At 43.4% G+C, this 18,218-nt stretch carries 14 protein-coding genes, 2 tRNA genes and 1 pseudogene; 8 read left to right on the top strand and 9 right to left on the bottom strand.

The window, feature by feature from the left end:
* Positions 1-5: 5 nt before the first annotated feature.
* From K1I94_RS00085 to K1I94_RS00060, 6 genes are all read right to left on the bottom strand, one after another.
* Positions 6-1,454 carry a deoxyguanosinetriphosphate triphosphohydrolase family protein gene (locus tag K1I94_RS00085; protein WP_223314036.1) on the bottom strand — a complete coding sequence of 483 codons (1,449 nt, stop codon included), beginning with the start codon at positions 1,452-1,454 and terminating at the stop codon, positions 6-8.
* A gap of 19 nt (positions 1,455-1,473) precedes the next feature.
* Entirely contained in the window at positions 1,474-4,524 is a 3,051-nt protein-coding gene (locus K1I94_RS00080; RefSeq protein WP_223314035.1) for a valine--tRNA ligase, read from the bottom strand.
* Positions 4,525-4,712: 188 nt separating this feature from the next.
* A complete protein-coding gene (locus K1I94_RS00075) occupies positions 4,713-5,282 on the bottom strand; it encodes a GNAT family N-acetyltransferase (RefSeq protein WP_223314034.1) in 570 nt (189 codons plus the stop codon).
* 258 nt (positions 5,283-5,540) lie between these two features.
* A complete protein-coding gene (locus tag K1I94_RS00070; RefSeq protein ID WP_061911354.1) occupies positions 5,541-5,795 on the bottom strand; it encodes a DUF1912 family protein in 255 nt (84 codons plus the stop codon).
* A 26-nt stretch (positions 5,796-5,821) separates the two neighbouring features.
* Complete coding sequence (locus tag K1I94_RS00065) at positions 5,822-7,183, bottom strand: DUF438 domain-containing protein (RefSeq protein ID WP_223314033.1); 1,362 nt, start codon at positions 7,181-7,183, stop codon at positions 5,822-5,824.
* 2 nt (positions 7,184-7,185) lie between these two features.
* Complete coding sequence (locus K1I94_RS00060) at positions 7,186-7,416, bottom strand: DUF1858 domain-containing protein (RefSeq protein WP_002913176.1); 231 nt, start codon at positions 7,414-7,416, stop codon at positions 7,186-7,188.
* A gap of 251 nt (positions 7,417-7,667) precedes the next feature.
* Here K1I94_RS00060 and K1I94_RS00055 point away from each other — a divergent pair, with 251 nt between their 5' ends.
* The 4 genes from K1I94_RS00055 (at position 7,668) to K1I94_RS00040 (ending at position 13,416) form a co-directional block, all read left to right on the top strand.
* Positions 7,668-9,095 carry a helix-turn-helix domain-containing protein gene (locus K1I94_RS00055; protein ID WP_223314032.1) on the top strand — a complete coding sequence of 476 codons (1,428 nt, stop codon included), beginning with the start codon at positions 7,668-7,670 and terminating at the stop codon, positions 9,093-9,095.
* Between the two features lie 157 nt (positions 9,096-9,252).
* Positions 9,253-10,761, top strand: a complete 1,509-nt coding sequence (gene glpK, locus K1I94_RS00050) for a glycerol kinase GlpK (RefSeq protein WP_223314031.1) — start codon at positions 9,253-9,255, stop codon at positions 10,759-10,761.
* Positions 10,762-10,817: 56 nt separating this feature from the next.
* A complete protein-coding gene (gene glpO, locus K1I94_RS00045; RefSeq protein WP_223314030.1) occupies positions 10,818-12,644 on the top strand; it encodes a type 1 glycerol-3-phosphate oxidase in 1,827 nt (608 codons plus the stop codon).
* 67 nt (positions 12,645-12,711) lie between these two features.
* A complete protein-coding gene (locus tag K1I94_RS00040) occupies positions 12,712-13,416 on the top strand; it encodes an MIP/aquaporin family protein (RefSeq protein WP_002932621.1) in 705 nt (234 codons plus the stop codon).
* A 197-nt stretch (positions 13,417-13,613) separates the two neighbouring features.
* Here the strand turns inward: K1I94_RS00040 and rlmD are convergent, their stop codons facing one another.
* On the bottom strand, positions 13,614-14,984 hold the full coding sequence (rlmD, locus tag K1I94_RS00035) for a 23S rRNA (uracil(1939)-C(5))-methyltransferase RlmD (RefSeq protein WP_011837396.1): 1,371 nt from the start codon (positions 14,982-14,984) through the stop codon (positions 13,614-13,616).
* A gap of 55 nt (positions 14,985-15,039) precedes the next feature.
* Between rlmD and K1I94_RS00030 the strand changes: the two are divergent.
* From K1I94_RS00030 to K1I94_RS00015, 4 genes and pseudogenes are all read left to right on the top strand, one after another.
* Positions 15,040-15,816: pseudogene (locus K1I94_RS00030) on the top strand (aminoglycoside 3'-phosphotransferase).
* A 26-nt stretch (positions 15,817-15,842) separates the two neighbouring features.
* Positions 15,843-16,619 (top strand): recombination regulator RecX, encoded by a 777-nt coding sequence (recX, locus tag K1I94_RS00025; protein WP_002896979.1) that lies wholly within the window; start codon positions 15,843-15,845, stop codon positions 16,617-16,619.
* An 86-nt stretch (positions 16,620-16,705) separates the two neighbouring features.
* A complete protein-coding gene (ntdP, locus tag K1I94_RS00020) occupies positions 16,706-17,239 on the top strand; it encodes a nucleoside tri-diphosphate phosphatase (RefSeq protein ID WP_002896978.1) in 534 nt (177 codons plus the stop codon).
* 127 nt (positions 17,240-17,366) lie between these two features.
* On the top strand, positions 17,367-17,684 hold the full coding sequence (locus K1I94_RS00015) for a DUF960 domain-containing protein (protein ID WP_002905830.1): 318 nt from the start codon (positions 17,367-17,369) through the stop codon (positions 17,682-17,684).
* A gap of 339 nt (positions 17,685-18,023) precedes the next feature.
* Here K1I94_RS00015 and K1I94_RS00010 read toward each other — a convergent pair.
* Positions 18,024-18,097 (bottom strand) — tRNA-Pro (locus K1I94_RS00010).
* A gap of 46 nt (positions 18,098-18,143) precedes the next feature.
* Positions 18,144-18,217: transfer RNA gene (locus K1I94_RS00005), tRNA-Arg, on the bottom strand.
* Position 18,218 lies beyond the last annotated feature (1 nt).

Below are 18,218 nucleotides of genomic sequence, written 5' to 3'. Positions count from 1 at the left end.
TGAATCTATTTCTTTTTCTTTATGTAAGAAAAAATAGAATCTTTTAATCCGGAGAATATATTACTTTGTTCTTGTTTAGATACTTTAAATATTTCTCTATCATATTTTACATTAAATGGATCTTCTCCAAAATGCTTCATGTAAACTTCTATAGCATATGTGTCCATCATTCCAGATATATAGTCTAAAACTTTTCTAGTTTTATTTACTGCACTTTCTTTACTTTTCCATCTATACTCAACGGGCATCAGCATGCCTTCTTTATTATACTCATCATTCATAAATAATTCGAAAAGACTCGTTAAAACCTTCGTTCCAACTTTTTCATAGAGCATAATATTATCTGAACTAGTCACACAATTGAATATAGTTTTTTTCAGTGCTTCTGCCAATTTAGCATATCTAACAAAGCGTAACTCTTCTTCATTTATTGTTCCAGTTTGGTCTTTAAATTTACAACCTACCTCGACAATGCCAATATCCTCTATGAGTTGATTTACTATTATAGAAATTAACTCTCTTCGAAAATAAAAATCATAATCTTCTGTTTGAAGCCCGTTATCTCCCTTTTTTTCAGCGAAAGATTTTGCTTTTTTAACCCACGTTTTGAAAGCGTTTTTAGAATTTACATCTAGTTCATCATCTTTTAAATATTCTAATCTAAAAATAAATTCATCAATTGTAAAATAATTGCTAGCTAGTGCATCTTCTAAATCGTGAGCACAGTAGGCAATCTCATCGGCAAGATCAACTATTTGGACATCAATTGTTCTAAATGGTAAGCTATCTTTATCTAAAACATTTTTTATATTCTCAGATAAGTCATTGTAATCATCTTTATATAAAAATTTTTTCTTATCCTTATCATATGAAACAAAGTACTTGATGATTGCTGCTAAAGTACGATAAGTCAAATTAAGACCATTATATTGAGGAGACTTCTTCTCAATTTTTCTTAGAACACGAATGCCTTGTGCATTTCCCTCAAATCCAATATCAGAAGCAAGTTTATTTAAAACCCTTTCCCCATGATGACCAAAAGGAGGATTTCCAACATCGTGAATTAAGGAACCTGTTTCAACCACTACGCTCATTTTTGAGAAATTTTCCTCTATATTTTTCTCATATTGAATATATTCTTTTGTATTGGTGTCCTCAGATTTAGTTTCAATTTCTTTCTTAACCTTTTCCTTGAGTTCATCGACAATTCCATGAGATATTTGGGAAACCTCAAAACTGTGGGTTAATCTATTTCTATGAAAAGCTTTACTATTTACTTCAAATAGTTGCATTTTCCCTTGTTGACGTCTAAATGAAGTTGAATAGATAACCCTTGCGTAATCTCTTTTTAAGGGATTACGTTCTCGGATGTTTTCATCTTCCTTATGTTCTCGAACTTCTAACTTTGTAACTGATTTCCAGTGTTTTTCTAGAAATGTAATTAATTCTGTCATAATATCACCTGTATTTTTTCTAAACCAATTTCCTCATCTCATCAATCCGCGCTACTGTCGCGTCATACTTAGCTTGGTAGTCGGCTTGTTTGTCGCGTTCTTTTTGGACGACTTCTGGTTTGGCATTGGCTACGAAGCGCTCGTTAGAGAGTTTCTTGCCGACCATATCCAGTTCTTTCTGCCACTTGGCTAGTTCTTTTTCGAGACGAGCTAGCTCTTCCTCAATATTGAGGAGGTCTGCCAGCGGCAGGTAGATTTCTGCTCCTGTAATGATGCTAGACATGACCAGCTCTGGTACGGCAAGGTCTGCTGCGATTTCCAGATGCTCAGGATTGGTGAAGCGCTTGATGTAGTTGACATTATCCTTGAAGAAAGCTTCCAGCGCACTGTCTGTCGTCTTAATCAAGATAGTGATTGGCTTGCTTGGCGCCACATTGACCTCAGCTCTGCTATTGCGCACCGAACGAATCAGGTCCTTAAGGGCTTCCACGCCAGCTGCTGCCTCGGCATTTGCAAACTCTGGACGAACCACTGGGTAAGCCGCTGTCACAATGGTGCCTTCTGAGATTTGTCCAAAGATTTCCTCGGTCACGAAAGGCATGATTGGGTGAAGCAGGCGCAGGATTTGGTCCAGCGTGTAAAGGAGAACAGAGCGAGTAATGACTTTCTCGTCTTCATTGTCGCTGTAAAGCACTTCCTTGGTCAGCTCCACATACCAGTCGGCAAATTCATCCCAAATGAAGTTGTAGAGGATGTGACCAGCCACACCAAACTCAAACTTATCGAAGTTCTCAGTGACCTTGCCAATGGTTTCATTGAGGTTGTGGAGAATCCAGCAGTCAGTGACATTGCCTGCCTGACCAGCCGCCACCTGAGCGACATTCTCACGCGCCGCATCCAGCGTTAATCCTTCATTGTTCATGAGGATATAGCGGGAAATGTTCCAGATTTTGTTAATGAAGTTCCATGAAGCATCCATTTTTTCATAGCTGAAGCGGACGTCTTGGCCAGGGGCAGAGCCGTTTGACAGGAACCAACGCAGGCTATCTGTTCCGTACTTATCAATAACATCCATTGGATCAATCCCATTTCCCAGTGACTTGGACATCTTACGTCCTTCCTCATCACGAATGAGACCATGAATCAAGGCATTTTTGAATGGCGACTTGCCAGTAAATTCCAAACCTTGGAAAATCATCCGAGATACCCAGAACGGGATAATATCATAACCAGTTACCAAGGTTGAGGTTGGGTAATAGCGCTTGAAGTCTTCTGAGTCGACATCAGGCCAGCCCATGGTTGAGAAGGGCCAAAGGGCTGAGCTGAACCAAGTATCCAAGACGTCTTCGTCCTGAGTCCAACCATCGCCTTCCGGCGCTTCTTCGCCCACATAGATTTCGCCGTCTGCATTGTACCAGGCTGGGATTTGATGACCCCACCAGAGCTGACGGGAAATTACCCAGTCGTGGACATTTTCCATCCATTGCAGGAAAGTATCGTTGAAACGAGGTGGGTAAAATTCAACCTTGTCATCTGTAGCTTGGTTGGCGATGGCATTCTTAGCCAATTGATCCATCTTGACGAACCACTGAGTAGACAGACGCGGCTCAACCATAACGCCAGTCCGCTCTGAGTGACCAACACTGTGGACACGTTTTTCGATTTTAACCAGAGCACCAATTTCTTCCAGTTTCTTGACAACCGCTTTGCGGGCTTCAAAACGGTCCATGCCTGCAAATTCGAAGGCCAAGTCATTCATGGTTCCGTCGTCGTTCATAACGTTAACTTGTGGCAAGTTATGGCGTTGACCAACCAAGAAGTCATTTGGATCGTGGGCAGGCGTGATTTTCACGACACCTGTCCCAAACTCAGGATCTGCATGTTCATCAGCCACGATTGGAATCAGTTTATTAGCGATTGGCAGGATAACGTTTTGACCAATCAAGTCCTTGTAGCGTGGGTCTTTTGGATTGACCGCAACCGCAACATCCCCAAACATGGTCTCAGGCCGAGTGGTCGCAACTTCAAGGGCGCGTGAGCCATCTTCCAGCATGTAGTTCATGTGGTAGAAAGCACCTTCAACGTCCTTATGGATAACCTCGATATCAGACAGGGCTGTGCGAGCAGCTGGGTCCCAGTTGATGATAAACTCACCACGGTAGATCCAGCCTTTCTTGTAAAGTTCGACAAAAACCTTGCGAACAGCTTTTGACAGACCTTCATCAAGGGTGAAACGCTCACGAGAATAGTCCACAGAGAGGCCCATCTTGCCCCATTGCTCCTTGATGGTCGCAGCGTATTCATCCTTCCATTCCCAGACCTTATCGAGAAATTTCTCACGACCGAGGTCATAGCGGGAAATGCCTTGCTCCCGCAAGCGCTCCTCGACTTTAGCCTGAGTGGCAATCCCAGCGTGGTCCATTCCGGGAAGCCAAAGGGTATCAAAGCCTTGCATGCGCTTCTGACGGATGATAATATCCTGCAAGGTCGTATCCCAAGCGTGACCAAGGTGAAGTTTACCAGTCACGTTTGGCGGTGGAATCACGATCGAATAAGGCTTAGCCTTTTGATCTCCAGAAGGCTTGAAAACATCAGCATCAAGCCATTTTTGATAACGCCCAGCCTCCGTTTCCTTTGCATCAAATTTGGGTTCTAGTCCTCTAAACTGCTTTTCTTGAATATATCTCTTACCACCCAAACTTAGAAATTGTTTTTGAAGAGTATGAACATCTTTGGCAAGCTTCTTTGTTTCATCCTTATTTATAGCTTCTGAAATAACTTCATAGCTCCAATTTTTAAAAATTAACTCATCGTTCCCATTAATTGCCTCAATATCACTATTATTGCCAATATAATTTTCAATAGCGTGTTTTAAGGCTATATAATATCCTAAAAGATCACCATAATGGGCAGAATACTTTTCACCATTTAGAATATAATGACCGTCATCATATTTGAAAACACCATATTCTTTTAACAAATTTAGATCTTTCTCTATAGGCTCATCATTATTATCTGTAACTTTAATTTTTACTTGCTCTTCAACTTTACTTACTGTAAATTTTAACATTGTGTCTCCTTTAAATTTTCATATTGTTTATTTGTAATAAGTTCTAATAATGAAGTCTTTCAAATTTTTAGTTGCCTAGATGCGAAGCTGACTTAATTGGCTATAATTTACCCGAACAATTAAACATATGAAAGCATCCATATTATTGCGCTCTAATTCAACTAAACTGTTCGAAATTTCCGAATGATTCAACCAACAGTTTCCACCTCCCACTCACTCCTAAGCAAGCCATATCTCAAATCGTCACAGCGATTGCCTTGGGCATCTTTGCGGTCTCGGATGCGAGCTTCGAGGATGAAGCCAAGCTTCTCAGCGACTCGTTGACTTTGAAGATTATAGCCAAAGCAAGACAATTCAATTTTATGTAGATTCAATTCTTTAAAAGCTAGGTCAATCAAGGCACGCGCTGCTTCTGGAACATAGCCTCGCCCCCAGTAGTCTGGGTGCAAGATATAGCCAATCTCAAGCACATCGTCTTCGTGCCGATGGTTGAAATCAACGGAACCAATGACTTTATCCGTCCCTTTGACAACAATTCCATGGCCTGCTGGGAGATTTTGCTTTTGATTGCGCTCGGGCAGAATATGCTCTAGATAATAAATCTCATCTTCCAAGGTCTTGACGGGCGGAAAGCCTGCTGGATAGGAAACTTCTGGCCGACTGGCATAGTCAAAGATATCCACTGCATCAGCCACGGTGCGGACTCGTAAGACTAGACGTTCTGTTTCTAATCGATCTGGTAATCGTGCTTGCTCCATCTTCCTCCCTCGCTTTCTACAAAAAATCGCCCCTGTCATAACTATGACAGGGACGAATCAATATCCGCGGTACCACCCAATTTCGGGCAGATGCCCGCAACTTTAGTCTTTAAAATAAAAAGACAATAATATTTCATTTTCATTCATCAGCAACCAGCTTTGACACACTTGTGGACTTCTCAGCACCGCCACTTTCTGTAAAATGCTTGACTCAAAACACCTCTGATGAACCTATTCTATCACCTTTCAAGCGAAAAATCAATAATTTCTCTCACCCAAAAGTCCGTCAGGCAGGTCGTGGAATCCTTTGCCCGCCTGATAGTTGGCGAATTTCCCCAAAAGAAACTGGTAGGCATCGAGACGACTTTCATAGCGAATGGCCGCTTCCTTGGCCCTCTCGTCCTGGTCTGCCTCGTAGACTGCCTGACTCTCCTTGAGGGCCATCTCGTTAATCATGACCTGGGTCTTGACCCAAGCTTCAAAGTCCTGTAAAAATTCTTGTTCGTAACTCATTTTTCTCACTTTCTAACTGCAAATATTTAGTCCAAATCTCGGTAAAAATCACTGTCAATGTCACGGAAGGGCTGAATGTCCTGTACATACTCCAGCACCCCCTGAAATTCACCAGATTCATCCCGCACCGCTGCATAGGTCACATGAACAAACTTGCCCCTTGATTCCGACTTGAACCACATCTCAAACTTGTCCCGCTCTCCCTTGCGCAGAGCCTTGAAAATTCGCCGCACCTTATCCAAAAACTTGGGCGGGTGACAAAGCTCGACATTGCGCCCTATCTGGGACGGTGTCCGCTTGAAAATCATCTCGTCCGCTGGCACGCTGTCATTATAATACTGGAAAATATCATCCTTATTGACAAAGGTAATCTCCATGGGCAGATGGTCCAAAATCAGATTGGCCTCCGCCACAGACAGATATCCATGACCAAAAGGCTGCTGGGACTCCCGATTAAAGGCTTGCTCCTTCTTTTCCTTAGGCTTAAAGGAAATAGTGACCTGACCATCCGGCGTATCAATGACCTGCTCAAATCTGCCATCACTAGTTTGTTCTCTACTGGCTGCCGCTTCGCTTCCTTCATCAGCAGCATCCCTAACTTCCTCCTCCGAGAATGAGTGCCGCGCAGGAATCCATTTCTCTGTCGGCTTGATGATAGCATAGCCATAAGCATCACTCTCCTCAGCAATCTTGAGCCAGTCATCCTGATGGAAGGACTCGAGGAGAATCATGAGAAGGATAGACTCTTCCTTGAAAATCATAGCTTCAAACTCAGCCGCAAAAGCCTCAAACTTTTCCTTGACTTCTTGAATCGAAGTGTCCGGCAGCTGCTCTGCAACAGACTTAGCCTCTTGGAAAAGGTCCCGAATCTGGTCATCTACACCCCACATGACCTTGGGCGGCGAATCGTGGCCGTAGCTCTCCATGATAGGAAACATAAGCTCTTCCTTACGCTGATAGTGGATATCAAACTGCCCCACCAAACTCAGCTGGCGCTGGAGTCCCTTGCGGATTTCTGGAAGAAGCTCCTCATCTTCTGTCGTTTCATAGGTAGATAGGAGCCTGCGAACCCGCATAAGGGCAGCCCGCAGCGCTAGATTTTCCTGCTTAAAAATCTGAACAGGATGGCCTGGATGGTCGGTATCAGCCACCTCCACATCCTGAATGGCACCTTTAAAGAGATTGGCATGGACATTGCAGATAGACATGACATCTTCAAAGGTCACTCCCGTATCCGAGTTCATCAGCTCATGCTCCATCAGGCTGATTTCGATAGCGGACACACCTGCAAAATGCTCATTGAAAAGGTCCTGCACAGACTCTGCAGAAGCTCCGTTATGTAAATCCAGCAAGATTGATTTGAGGACTTCAATGCGTTCAGTAGCCATGCCTAAATCCCCACCACTTCATAGCCGTTTAATTCCAGAGTTTGCTTGATTTTATTCAGGTCAATGCCATTCATGCTGGCTCCTTTTTTGATAGAAACCACGCGCCCGACTGTATTGCGCATAACGGGATTGGCCAGAGGCGTAAAGCCCAACTCGACCAAAACATCCAAAACCTCGGGCTGCTTCTCAATCACTTCTGCCACTGGGATAGACAAATCAATCACATTATCCATAGCTGCTCCCTCATCGTCATTTTTCTACAATTATACCATAAAAAAGCGATCAAACTCAAAGCAAAGAAGAATTGGGTTCTACTCCTCTTACACTGTTCAAACAAAATGGAATAGCAAATTAAGATAGATAAGATGATAGACTTATGCTTCCATTATTACCTCGAGCAACAATAAGAAAATATAAAGCACATTGCTTCGTCTTTTTTCCCTTTTGTGATAAGCTAAGATTAGTGAATTGAGAGGGTTTTCGTATGTATCTTGCAGACTTAATGGAAAAGAGTGAAGCGGGGCAGTTTATTGTCCTGTCTTATTTACAGCAGCATTCTACATCCAGTTTGAAGGACGTTATGTCTGAAACCGGCTTCTCGAAAGCAACCTTGACCAAGTACATTAGCTTGATTAACGACAAGGCAGCGGACCATCATGCAGCCCTATCCATCCAGCTTCAGGACGAAACACTCAGCCTGTCCATCGGACCGGATACCAAGGGACGGGATATTCGTAGACTCTTCTTAGACAATTCTATCAAATACCAGATTTTAAATTACCTGCTCTATCATCAGCAGTTTTTAGCCCATCAATTAGCCCAAGAGCTGATGATCAGTGAAGCAACACTCGGCCGTCATATATCCGGTTTAAATCAGATTTTATCAGAGTTTGAGCTATCTATCCAAAATGGCCGCTTGAAAGGGCCTGAGCACCAGATTCGCTATTTTTATTTCTGCCTCTTTCGTAAGGTCTGGTCCAGCCAAGATTGGGAAAAAGAACTTCAAAAATCAGAAAGAAGGCAGGAAGTTGCCGTCTTAGAAGAACTCTGTGGAGCCCAACTCTCTCAAGGACAGCGATTGGACTTGGCTCTTTGGGCACATATTACCCAACAGCGCCTAAGAGTCAATGCCTGTCAATTCCAAAACATTGAGCAGAAAATGCAGGGCTATTTTGAAAACATCTTCTATCAACGCTTGCATCGCCGAACAAATGATTTCTTTGCCGGACAGCACATCACTCTGAGTCAGGAAGACGGGGAAATGATGATTTTCTTTTCATTTCTGCTTTCCCATCGGATTCTGCCCCTGCACACCATGGAGTATATACTGGGCTTTGGCGGTGAAATTGCCAGTCTGATTACGCAACTCATTCAAGAGATGAAGGGACAGGACTTGCTTGGTGACTACATCGAAGATCAAGTGACCTACGAACTCAGTCAGCTCTGCGCCCATGTCTTTCTTTTCAAAGGCTGTCTCTTGCAAGACAAATACAAGCATGATTTGGAATTGCGCCATCCTTACTTATGGAGCGAAGACGATTATCGACAAGTGGCAGACACTATTTTTAGCAAACTGCCTATTTTCCAGCAGGGAACATCTCTGGATAAAAAGGTGTTGTGGGAATGGCTCCAGCTGATGGAGTACATTGCTGAAAATGACGGTCAAGTCATCAAGATAGGCATGGACTTAACAGATAGCTTTATCGTTGTTTCTAGGATGACAGCCATTTTAAGGCGGTACTTAGAGTACAATCGCTTTATTACGATTGAATCCTACGACCTTACTAGAAATTATGACCTCATCATCACCAACAATCCCATCCATCAGAACCAGCAAGTTCCCGTCTATTATTTAAAAAATGACTTGGATTTGGAAGATTTGGCTCAAATCCGTCACATGATATTTCATTAAGAAACTTGGAGAAATCCAGGTTTCTTTGTGATTTTCGCACAATATCCTCATATTTTTTTAAAAATTAAAAAAAGTTGATGAAAAAGAAAGCGTTTTATTTTATATACTAGTTACTGTAGAGGAAACATCCTCAAGATTTTTACTAGGAGGACAGTTCATGTCACAAGAAAAATACATCATGGCCATCGACCAAGGAACTACTAGTTCCCGCGCCATCATCTTTAACAAAAAAGGAGAAAAAGTTAGCTCCAGTCAAAAAGAATTTACTCAGATTTTCCCTCAAGCTGGATGGGTTGAGCACAATGCCAATGAAATTTGGAACTCTGTGCAGTCCGTTATCGCCGGCGCCTTCATCGAAAGTGGAGTCAAACCTAACCAAATCGAAGCCATCGGGATCACCAACCAGCGTGAAACAACGGTCGTCTGGGATAAGAATACTGGTCTTCCTATCTACAATGCTATCGTTTGGCAATCTCGCCAGACTGCTCCTCTGGCTGAACAGCTGAAAAGCCAAGGCTATGTGGAAAAATTCCACGAAAAGACTGGTTTGATTATTGACGCTTACTTCTCTGCTACCAAGGTTCGCTGGATTTTGGACCATGTTGAGGGAGCACAAGAAAGAGCTGAAAAGGGCGAATTGCTCTTTGGGACTATCGATACCTGGCTGGTTTGGAAATTGACTGACGGCGCAGCTCACGTGACCGACTACTCAAATGCAGCCCGTACCATGCTCTATAACATCAAGGAACTCAAGTGGGACGATGAGATTTTGGAAATTCTCAACATTCCAAAGGCCATGCTTCCAGAAGTTCGTTCTAACTCAGAAATCTATGGTAAGACTGCTCCATTCCATTTCTACGGCGGAGAAGTTCCAATCTCTGGCATGGCTGGTGACCAGCAGGCAGCTCTCTTTGGACAGTTAGCTTTTGAGCCTGGCATGGTCAAGAATACTTACGGAACTGGTTCTTTCATCATCATGAACACTGGTGAAGAGATGCAGCTGTCTGAAAACAATCTCTTGACAACCATTGGCTATGGAATTAACGGCAAAGTTTACTATGCCTTAGAAGGTTCTATCTTCATTGCCGGAAGTGCTATTCAATGGCTGCGCGACGGTCTTCGGATGGTTGAAAATTCACCAGAATCTGAAAAATATGCCCTCGACTCTCACAACAATGATGAAGTCTATGTCGTACCTGCCTTTACAGGTCTGGGCGCTCCCTACTGGGATCAAAATGCACGTGGTTCTGTCTTTGGTTTGACCCGCGGAACCAGCAAAGAAGACTTTATCAAGGCTACTCTGCAATCCATCGCTTACCAAGTACGAGACATCATTGATACTATGCAGGTGGATGCCAAGACTGCTATTCAAGTCCTCAAAGTTGATGGCGGTGCTGCTATGAACAATTTCCTCATGCAGTTCCAGGCTGACATTTTGGGAATCGATATTGCCCGTGCTAAAAACTTAGAAACAACTGCTCTCGGTGCAGCCTTCTTGGCAGGACTGTCAGTAGGCTACTGGAAAGACTTGAACGAACTCCGCACTCTCAATGAAACTGGAGAACTCTTTGAACCGTCTATGAATGAATCCCGTAAGGAACAACTCTACAAAGGATGGAAAAAAGCCGTTAAGGCAACTCAAGTCTTTGCAGAAATCGACGACTGATTTTGATAATCAAGTCAGTAGAAGCGTGAAACGACTAAGTTAGAAAGTGTGTAATTATGGAATTTTCAAAGAAAACACGTGAATTATCGATTAAAAAAATGCAGGAACGCACCTTAGACCTCCTGATTATTGGCGGAGGGATTACTGGTGCTGGGGTAGCCTTGCAAGCCGCTGCTAGTGGCCTGGAGACCGGTCTGATTGAAATGCAGGATTTTGCAGAAGGGACTTCTAGCCGTTCTACCAAATTGGTCCATGGTGGCCTTCGTTACCTCAAGCAATTCGACGTAGAAGTGGTCTCAGATACAGTTTCTGAGCGTGCTGTAGTTCAGCAAATTGCCCCCCATATTCCAAAACCAGATCCTATGCTCCTTCCTGTCTATGAAGAAGAGGGTGCTACTTTCAGTCTCTTCCGTCTCAAAGTGGCTATGGACCTCTACGACCTCTTAGCCGGTGTCAACAACACTCCTGCTGCCAACAAGGTCTTGAGCAAGGAAGAAGTCCTAGAACGGGAACCCGAACTTAAGAAGGAAGGCTTAGTCGGCGGTGGTGTCTATCTTGACTTCCGCAACAACGACGCTCGCCTCGTGATTGAAAATATCAAACGCGCCAACCAAGACGGCGCACTGATTGCCAACCATGTCAAAGCAGAAGGCTTCCTCTTTGACGAATCTGGAAAGATTACAGGCGTTGTTGCGCGTGACCTCTTGACAGATGAAGTCTTTGAAATCAAGGCTCGCTTGGTCATCAACACAACTGGACCTTGGAGCGATAAGGTGCGCAATCTGTCAAATGACGGTGAGCAATACTCACAAATGCGTCCCACCAAGGGTGTTCACTTAGTGGTTGACTCTAGCAAGATCAAGGTGTCTCAGCCAGTCTACTTTGATACAGGCTTGGGAGACGGGCGGATGGTCTTTGTTCTTCCACGTGAAAATAAAACCTACTTTGGTACGACTGATACTGACTACACTGGCGACCTAGAGCATCCAAAAGTAACACAAGAAGATGTGGATTATCTCTTGGGCATTGTCAACAATCGCTTCCCAGAAGCAAACATCACGATTGACGACATCGAAAGCAGTTGGGCAGGTCTGCGTCCTCTGATTGCAGGAAACAGTGCTTCTGACTACAACGGCGGAAACAACGGTACCATCAGCGATGAAAGCTTCAATGCACTGATTGCGACCGTTGAAAGCTATTTGGCTAAAGAAAAGTCCCGCGAGGATGTTGAGGCAGCTGTTACGCAACTCGAAAGCAGCACGTCTGAAAAACACTTAGATCCATCTGCTGTATCTCGCGGTTCCAGCCTGGAACGTGATAACAATGGCCTCTTGACCCTTGCTGGCGGTAAAATCACAGACTATCGTAAGATGGCGGAAGGCGCTATGGAGCGCGTGGTTGAAATCTTAAAAGCAGAATTTGACCGCAGCTTCAAACTCATCAATTCGAAGACCTACCCTGTTTCAGGCGGAGAGCTCAATCCAGCAAATGTGGATTCCGAAATCGAAGCTTTTGCTCAACTTGGTGTCTCACGCGGCTTAGACAGCAAAGAAGCCTTCTATCTTGCAAACCTTTACGGTTCCAATGCTCCTAAAGTCTTTGCCCTCGCTCACAGCATTGAACAAGCACCAGGTCTCAGCCTAGCGGATACCTTGTCACTGCATTATGCTATGCGTAATGAATTAGCACTCAGCCCAGTCGACTTCCTGCTTCGCCGGACAAATCACATGCTCTTTATGCGGGATGGTTTAGATGCTATTGTAGAGCCTGTTCTGGATGAAATGGGACGATTCTACGACTGGACAGAAGAAGAAAAAGCAGCTTATCGAAACGACGTACAAGCTGCCCTTGCAAATAACGATTTAGAAGAATTAAAAAAATAGAAAATATGAGAAGAGGCGGTAGACCAAGAACTGTCTGCCACCCCTTCTTTTAAATGGAGTAATATAGATGATGAAAGAAATATTTGGCGAATTTTTAGGAACACTGCTCTTGCTCCTTCTGGGAAATGGCGTCGTTGCAGGTGTGGTTCTTCCCAAAACCAAGAGTCACAATTCAGGCTGGATTGTGATTACCATGGGATGGGGGATTGCTGTTGCCATCGCTGCTTTTGTATCTGGCAACCTTGGCCCAGCCCATCTGAATCCTGCCCTAACTATCGGAGTAGCTCTGAAAGGTGATTTGCCTTGGGCATCTGTTCTTCCTTACGTCCTTGCTCAGTTTGCAGGTGCTATGGTCGGACAGTTCCTCGTCTTCCTACAGTTCAAACCTCACTATCTCGCTGAAGAAAATCCGGCTAACGTCCTGGGGACATTCAGCACAGGCCCAGCTATCAAAGATACCTTCTCTAACCTGATTAGCGAAATCCTTGGAACTTTTGTCCTTGTGCTGACTATCTTCGCTCTTGGACTTTATAAGCTGCAAGCGGGCATTGGCACTTTTGCAGTCGGAACATTGATTGTCGGGATTGGTCTCTCACTTGGTGGAACAACTGGCTATGCCCTCAACCCAGCTCGTGACTTAGGACCTCGTCTCATGCACAGTCTCCTTCCGATTCCAAACAAAGGAAATGGTGATTGGAGCTATGCTTGGATTCCAGTTGTCGGACCAATTATTGGTGCCGTCCTTGCAGTCCTAGTCTTCGGTTTATTCTAATATAACTGATTGCCATTGGAGAACACTTAACGAGTGTTCTCTTTTTTACTAAGTGATTAGACGGAGACTAACCTTCCGAACTTACTCTTCCGATAAAAACCATTGTAATTTTGACAAAAGAAAAGACTTAGCCCTGTATTACAAGAAAACTAAGTCCTTTTTAGAATGATTTATCAACTTTAGCGAGCTGTTTCTAATTAACTCAAACGAGTGCTATTTCTCTTAGACAATTTCACTACTGCCTCGGTCCGAGCAGTATGCGGAAACATATCAACCGACTGGATGTAGTGGACATCGTAGACCTGACAAAGCTTGACCAGATCCCGAGCCAGAGTTGAGACATTGCAGGAAACGTAGACCATCTTTTCAGGTGCATAACGGACAATCGTCTCCAGCAGTTTATCGTCCAGACCAGTTCGCGGTGGGTCAACAATCAAGGCATCCGCCCGATAACCTTCAGCGTACCAACGAGGAATAATCTCCTCTGCCGTTCCAGCTTCGTAGAGTGTATTGTCAAAGCCCATCTTTTTTGCATTGCGCTTGGCGTCTTCAATGGCCTCAGGGATGATGTCCATGCCACGCAGAGACTTAACCCTTTTAGCAAAGGCAAATCCGATGGTCCCCACTCCGCAATAGGCATCAATCAAATGATCTTCTTTCGTCACATCCAGCGCCTTAACCGCCTCCCCGTAGAGCACCTCTGTCTGCTCAGGATTGAGCTGATAGAAAGCTCGAGGCGATAGGGAGAACTCATAGTCCAGCACTCCTTCTTGGATGGCCTTCTCGCCCCAGATAATCTCTGTCTTATCCCCGTAAATCTCACTGGACTTGCTCGTATGATAATTGACCGCCACTGTCTCCAACTCTGGAAATTCAGCCACCAGGTCTCGAACGACTGGAGAAAAGTCCAGCTTACGCCCCGTCACAAAAATCATCTGCACCTGACCTGTCTTTCTGGCCCTGCGAATCATAACGGTGCGCACTCCAGCAGTCTTTCTCTCATCATAGATGGGCAGCCTATACTTGCCTAAAAGCCGAGCCACCTTATTTATGATCTGTTGCGTCACCTTGTCCTGAACCAGACAGTTTTTCAGCGAGACCAGATAGTGGGAATTCTGGGCATAGAGCCCAGCCTTGACCTCATCCTTGAACTTCCGAGTCTGAAACTGCAGCTTAGCCCGATAATAGAGCGGCTCCTGCATACCAATGGTCGGACGAATCTCATAGTTCTCATAGCCAGCTGGCGCAAATTTTTTCAAGGCCTGACGCAGCAAATCTTCCTTAAACTCCAACTGCTTGTCATAATGGAGGTGCATGATTTGACAGCCCCCACAGCTATCATAAATCTCACAAGGTGCTTCCACCCGAAATTTTGACCGCTTGTTGATGGTCAAGAGCTTGGCCTCGATGAAATTACGCTGAACCCTGGTCACCTGACAGTAGACTTCTTCACCCTTCAAAGCCCCTGGCACAAAGACCAGCGTTTTCTTATAAAATCCAATCCCTTCACCATTAATCCCCATTTTCTTAATTTTCAAAGGGATTCTTTGCTTCACTTTCACATTCATGCTTCTATTATACCACGCTGCCTCGCATTAGTTGAGAATATGTTACAATAAAAGTATGAAAGCAGAAAAAATATCCTTTCCACTAGCCCATTTCCCTGAGCAAATACGAACTTATCTAGAGGGGGCCAACTTTTACGACAGCTCCTCACATTCTGCAGCCAGTGTTTTCTATGCTGATACGGGCTATTATTTGAAAATCGACCAAAAAGGCCAGTTAGCTCAAGAAGCCACACTTGCCAAATGGTTTGAAGAGCAAGGGCTTGGTGTGCCTGTCGTTCACTACTTGACAGCAGATAAAGACTACTTGCTGACTAAAGAAGCCGAGGGCAAAGACTCCCTCGCCTTTCTCCAATAGCCAGAAGAACTTTGCCAAACGATGGCTGCCGCGCTCAGAAAACTTCACAGCCTCCAACCCCAGCATTTCCCAATCCAGCATCGCCTCCAACACTATAAAGAGCAAGCAGAGGAAAATTATCAGAAAGGCTGCTTTTATCAAAAAGCCTTGCTGCCTCAATTTCACATCTCAAGTCGAGAAGAAGCATACCAGCTTATCCAAGAGCAGGGAGGTCTACTGACGGCGGACGCCTTGATCCACGGAGATGCCTGCTTGCCTAATTTCATTCTGAAAGACGCAGCAACCTTCTCCTGCTTTATTGACGTTGGTCTCGCTGGCCTTAGCGATCACCACCTTGACCTTTACTGGGCAATCTGGTCTCTTACTTATAATTTATCTGATCCTCAATATGCAGAGCACTTTCTTGACTACTATGGCAGGAAGGAGGTTGATACAGACAAACTACGCTTGATAGCTGCCTTTGAAGCATTTAGCTAGAAGAAAGGATTCTACCAAAATCTCTTATGAAAATCACAAAAATCGAAAAGAAAAAAAGACTCTACCTCTTGGAGTTGGACGGCAGTGAAAAGCTCTATATTACAGAAGACACCATCGTCCGCTTCATGCTGTCCAAAGGAATGGAAATCACAGAGCAGGAGCTATCAGAAATTCAAGACTATGCCCAATTTTCTTACGGAAAAAATCTAGCTCTTTACCATCTCTCCTTCAAGCAAAGAACTGCTAAGGAAGTTAAAGACTACTTAACGCAGCACGACATCCAACCAGAAACCATCAGCCAGGTCTTGGACAATCTAAAAAAGGATAATTGGATTAATGATAAAAGATATGCTAATTCTTTTATCCAATCTAACTTTCTCACCGGTGACAAAGGCGCTTTTGTTCTCAAGCAAAAACTCAGTCAAAAAGGGATTTCTAGCACTATCATAGAAGACGAATTGAGCCAGTTTGATTTTACTGAACTAACAGACAAGGTTGCCGAAAAGCTGCTCAAAAAACACCAAGGAAAACTGCCCAGCAAGGCTTTACAAGATAAAATACTTCAATCCTTGATAAACAAAGGTTTTTCATACAGCCAAGCCAAAAACGCCTATCAGCATTTGGAAATCGAAGAAGACCAAGAAAACCAGCAAGAACTGCTCTATAAAGAGCTAGACAAGCAATACCGCAAGTACTCAAAAAAATACGACGGCTATGACTTAAAACAGCGTCTGACCCAAGCTCTAGCTCGCAAAGGCTATGATTTCTCCGACATCGCTAGCGCTCTGAGAGAATATCTTTAAGATTTTCTATGAAAACTTATGCATTTCTATGAAAATATGTTACAATAAAGAAGATAAACTTATAAATTGTAGAAAGTTGGTAAGTTATGAAACTTCCAAAAGAAGGCGACTTTATTACAATTCAAAGTTATAAGCATGATGGGAATCTTCACCGCACCTGGCGAGATACCATGGTACTAAAGACAACAGAAAACGCCATTATTGGTGTTAATGACCACACATTGGTAACAGAAAGTGACGGCCGACGTTGGGTAACACGTGAACCAGCCATTGTCTATTTTCATAAAAAATACTGGTTTAATATCATTGCCATGATTCGAGACAATGGAACTTCATACTACTGCAACCTAGCCAGCCCTTACTATCTGGATAATGAAGCTCTAAAATACATTGACTATGATTTAGACGTCAAAGTCTTTGCTGATGGTGAAAAACGCCTGTTGGATGTAGAAGAATATGAACGCCACAAAAAACAGATGCACTATTCTGATGATTTGGATTTCATTCTCAAAGAAAATGTCAAAATCCTAGTTGATTGGATTAACAACGGAAGAGGTCCATTTTCAGATGCTTATGTCAATATTTGGTACAAACGTTATGTTGAACTAAAGAATCGATAAAGTTGTCAAAGAGCGTAAGCTCTTTTTCTTTTGTCTAATTCAGACCTGCCAGAGGTCAAATTCTTGCAATCTCAAGCATTTTCGGGTATCATATAAGAAAATCCAGACTGTAAGAAAGGAGTCTCCCATGGCATTTACAAATACTCTCGGACGATATGCCAGCTTTGGCATCATGACGAGCCTCCCTGAAGAAATTATAGACTCATTCTGGTACGTTATTGATAACAATCTCAAAGGAGTCTTTGAACTTCGCCCAGTCCTCAAGTTCGAAATCATCAATAGCCAAGGAAGAGTATCTCTTCGCTTCTCACAAAAAAACTTCAACACCATTATTTCATTTGACTTAAACTATCAATTTGACCCTTTCTTTCCTAGAAAAGTCTACATCGTTGATAACAAGGGCAAAGAAACCATTATGCTATCTGACGAATACTCTTTGATGTAGTAAATCAAACTCAGCACATATAAAAAACCTCTGAAAGCAACAAATACTGCTATCAGAGGTTTTTATCTTTAATATCACTAATATCAAATGAAAAGTACATTTCAGCAGCTTGATACAAACTAAACTTCTGGAACACTAGACTTTAAAATCAAACTAAACCTAGTTGAATAATCAAATCCCTTGCTTTCAAATAGGATTATATAAAGAGACAAAACCAGAAGTTCTAAAAGATTCTATCGCTAATTAAATCCTATGTAAGCTAAGTCATAAATACTGTAAATACAGTTTTCTTAAAAACAAAAAAGATAGATTAGTACATCTATCATCTATGTTATCTAGTCGGGAAGACAGGATTCGAACCTGCGACACCTTGGTCCCAAACCAAGTACTCTACCAAGCTGAGCTACTTCCCGATGTTTAAACAATCTAAAAACGGAGCCCTAAGACTTCGCTTCCAAATGCACCCTAGAGGAGTCGAACCTCTAACCGCCTGATTCGTAGTCAGGTACTCTATCCAGTTGAGCTAAGGGTGCT

It is taken from the genome of Streptococcus sanguinis, from assembly GCF_019929145.1.
Classification (GTDB): Bacteria; Bacillota; Bacilli; order Lactobacillales; family Streptococcaceae; genus Streptococcus; species Streptococcus sanguinis_U.
Note: the sequence above shows the minus strand (reverse complement) of the source record. Positions and strands in the feature narration are given on the sequence as shown.

Excerpts from the sequence above, each read along its gene's own strand:
- glpK (WP_223314031.1), top strand. The coding sequence starts at position 9,253 with ATGTCACAAGAAAAATACATCATGGCCATCGACCAAGGAACTACTAGT.
- K1I94_RS00015 (WP_002905830.1), top strand. The coding sequence starts at position 17,367 with ATGGCATTTACAAATACTCTCGGACGATATGCCAGCTTTGGCATCATG.
- K1I94_RS00060 (WP_002913176.1), bottom strand. The coding sequence starts at position 7,416 with ATGGATAATGTGATTGATTTGTCTATCCCAGTGGCAGAAGTGATTGAG.
- K1I94_RS00040 (WP_002932621.1), top strand. The coding sequence starts at position 12,712 with ATGATGAAAGAAATATTTGGCGAATTTTTAGGAACACTGCTCTTGCTC.
- K1I94_RS00085 (WP_223314036.1), bottom strand. The coding sequence starts at position 1,454 with ATGACAGAATTAATTACATTTCTAGAAAAACACTGGAAATCAGTTACA.
- glpO (WP_223314030.1), top strand. The coding sequence starts at position 10,818 with ATGGAATTTTCAAAGAAAACACGTGAATTATCGATTAAAAAAATGCAG.
- ntdP (WP_002896978.1), top strand. The coding sequence starts at position 16,706 with ATGAAACTTCCAAAAGAAGGCGACTTTATTACAATTCAAAGTTATAAG.
- K1I94_RS00065 (WP_223314033.1), bottom strand. The coding sequence starts at position 7,183 with ATGGCTACTGAACGCATTGAAGTCCTCAAATCAATCTTGCTGGATTTA.
- recX (WP_002896979.1), top strand. The coding sequence starts at position 15,843 with ATGAAAATCACAAAAATCGAAAAGAAAAAAAGACTCTACCTCTTGGAG.
- K1I94_RS00075 (WP_223314034.1), bottom strand. The coding sequence starts at position 5,282 with ATGGAGCAAGCACGATTACCAGATCGATTAGAAACAGAACGTCTAGTC.
- K1I94_RS00080 (WP_223314035.1), bottom strand. The coding sequence starts at position 4,524 with ATGTTAAAATTTACAGTAAGTAAAGTTGAAGAGCAAGTAAAAATTAAA.
- K1I94_RS00070 (WP_061911354.1), bottom strand. The coding sequence starts at position 5,795 with ATGAGTTACGAACAAGAATTTTTACAGGACTTTGAAGCTTGGGTCAAG.
- K1I94_RS00055 (WP_223314032.1), top strand. The coding sequence starts at position 7,668 with ATGTATCTTGCAGACTTAATGGAAAAGAGTGAAGCGGGGCAGTTTATT.
- rlmD (WP_011837396.1), bottom strand. The coding sequence starts at position 14,984 with ATGAATGTGAAAGTGAAGCAAAGAATCCCTTTGAAAATTAAGAAAATG.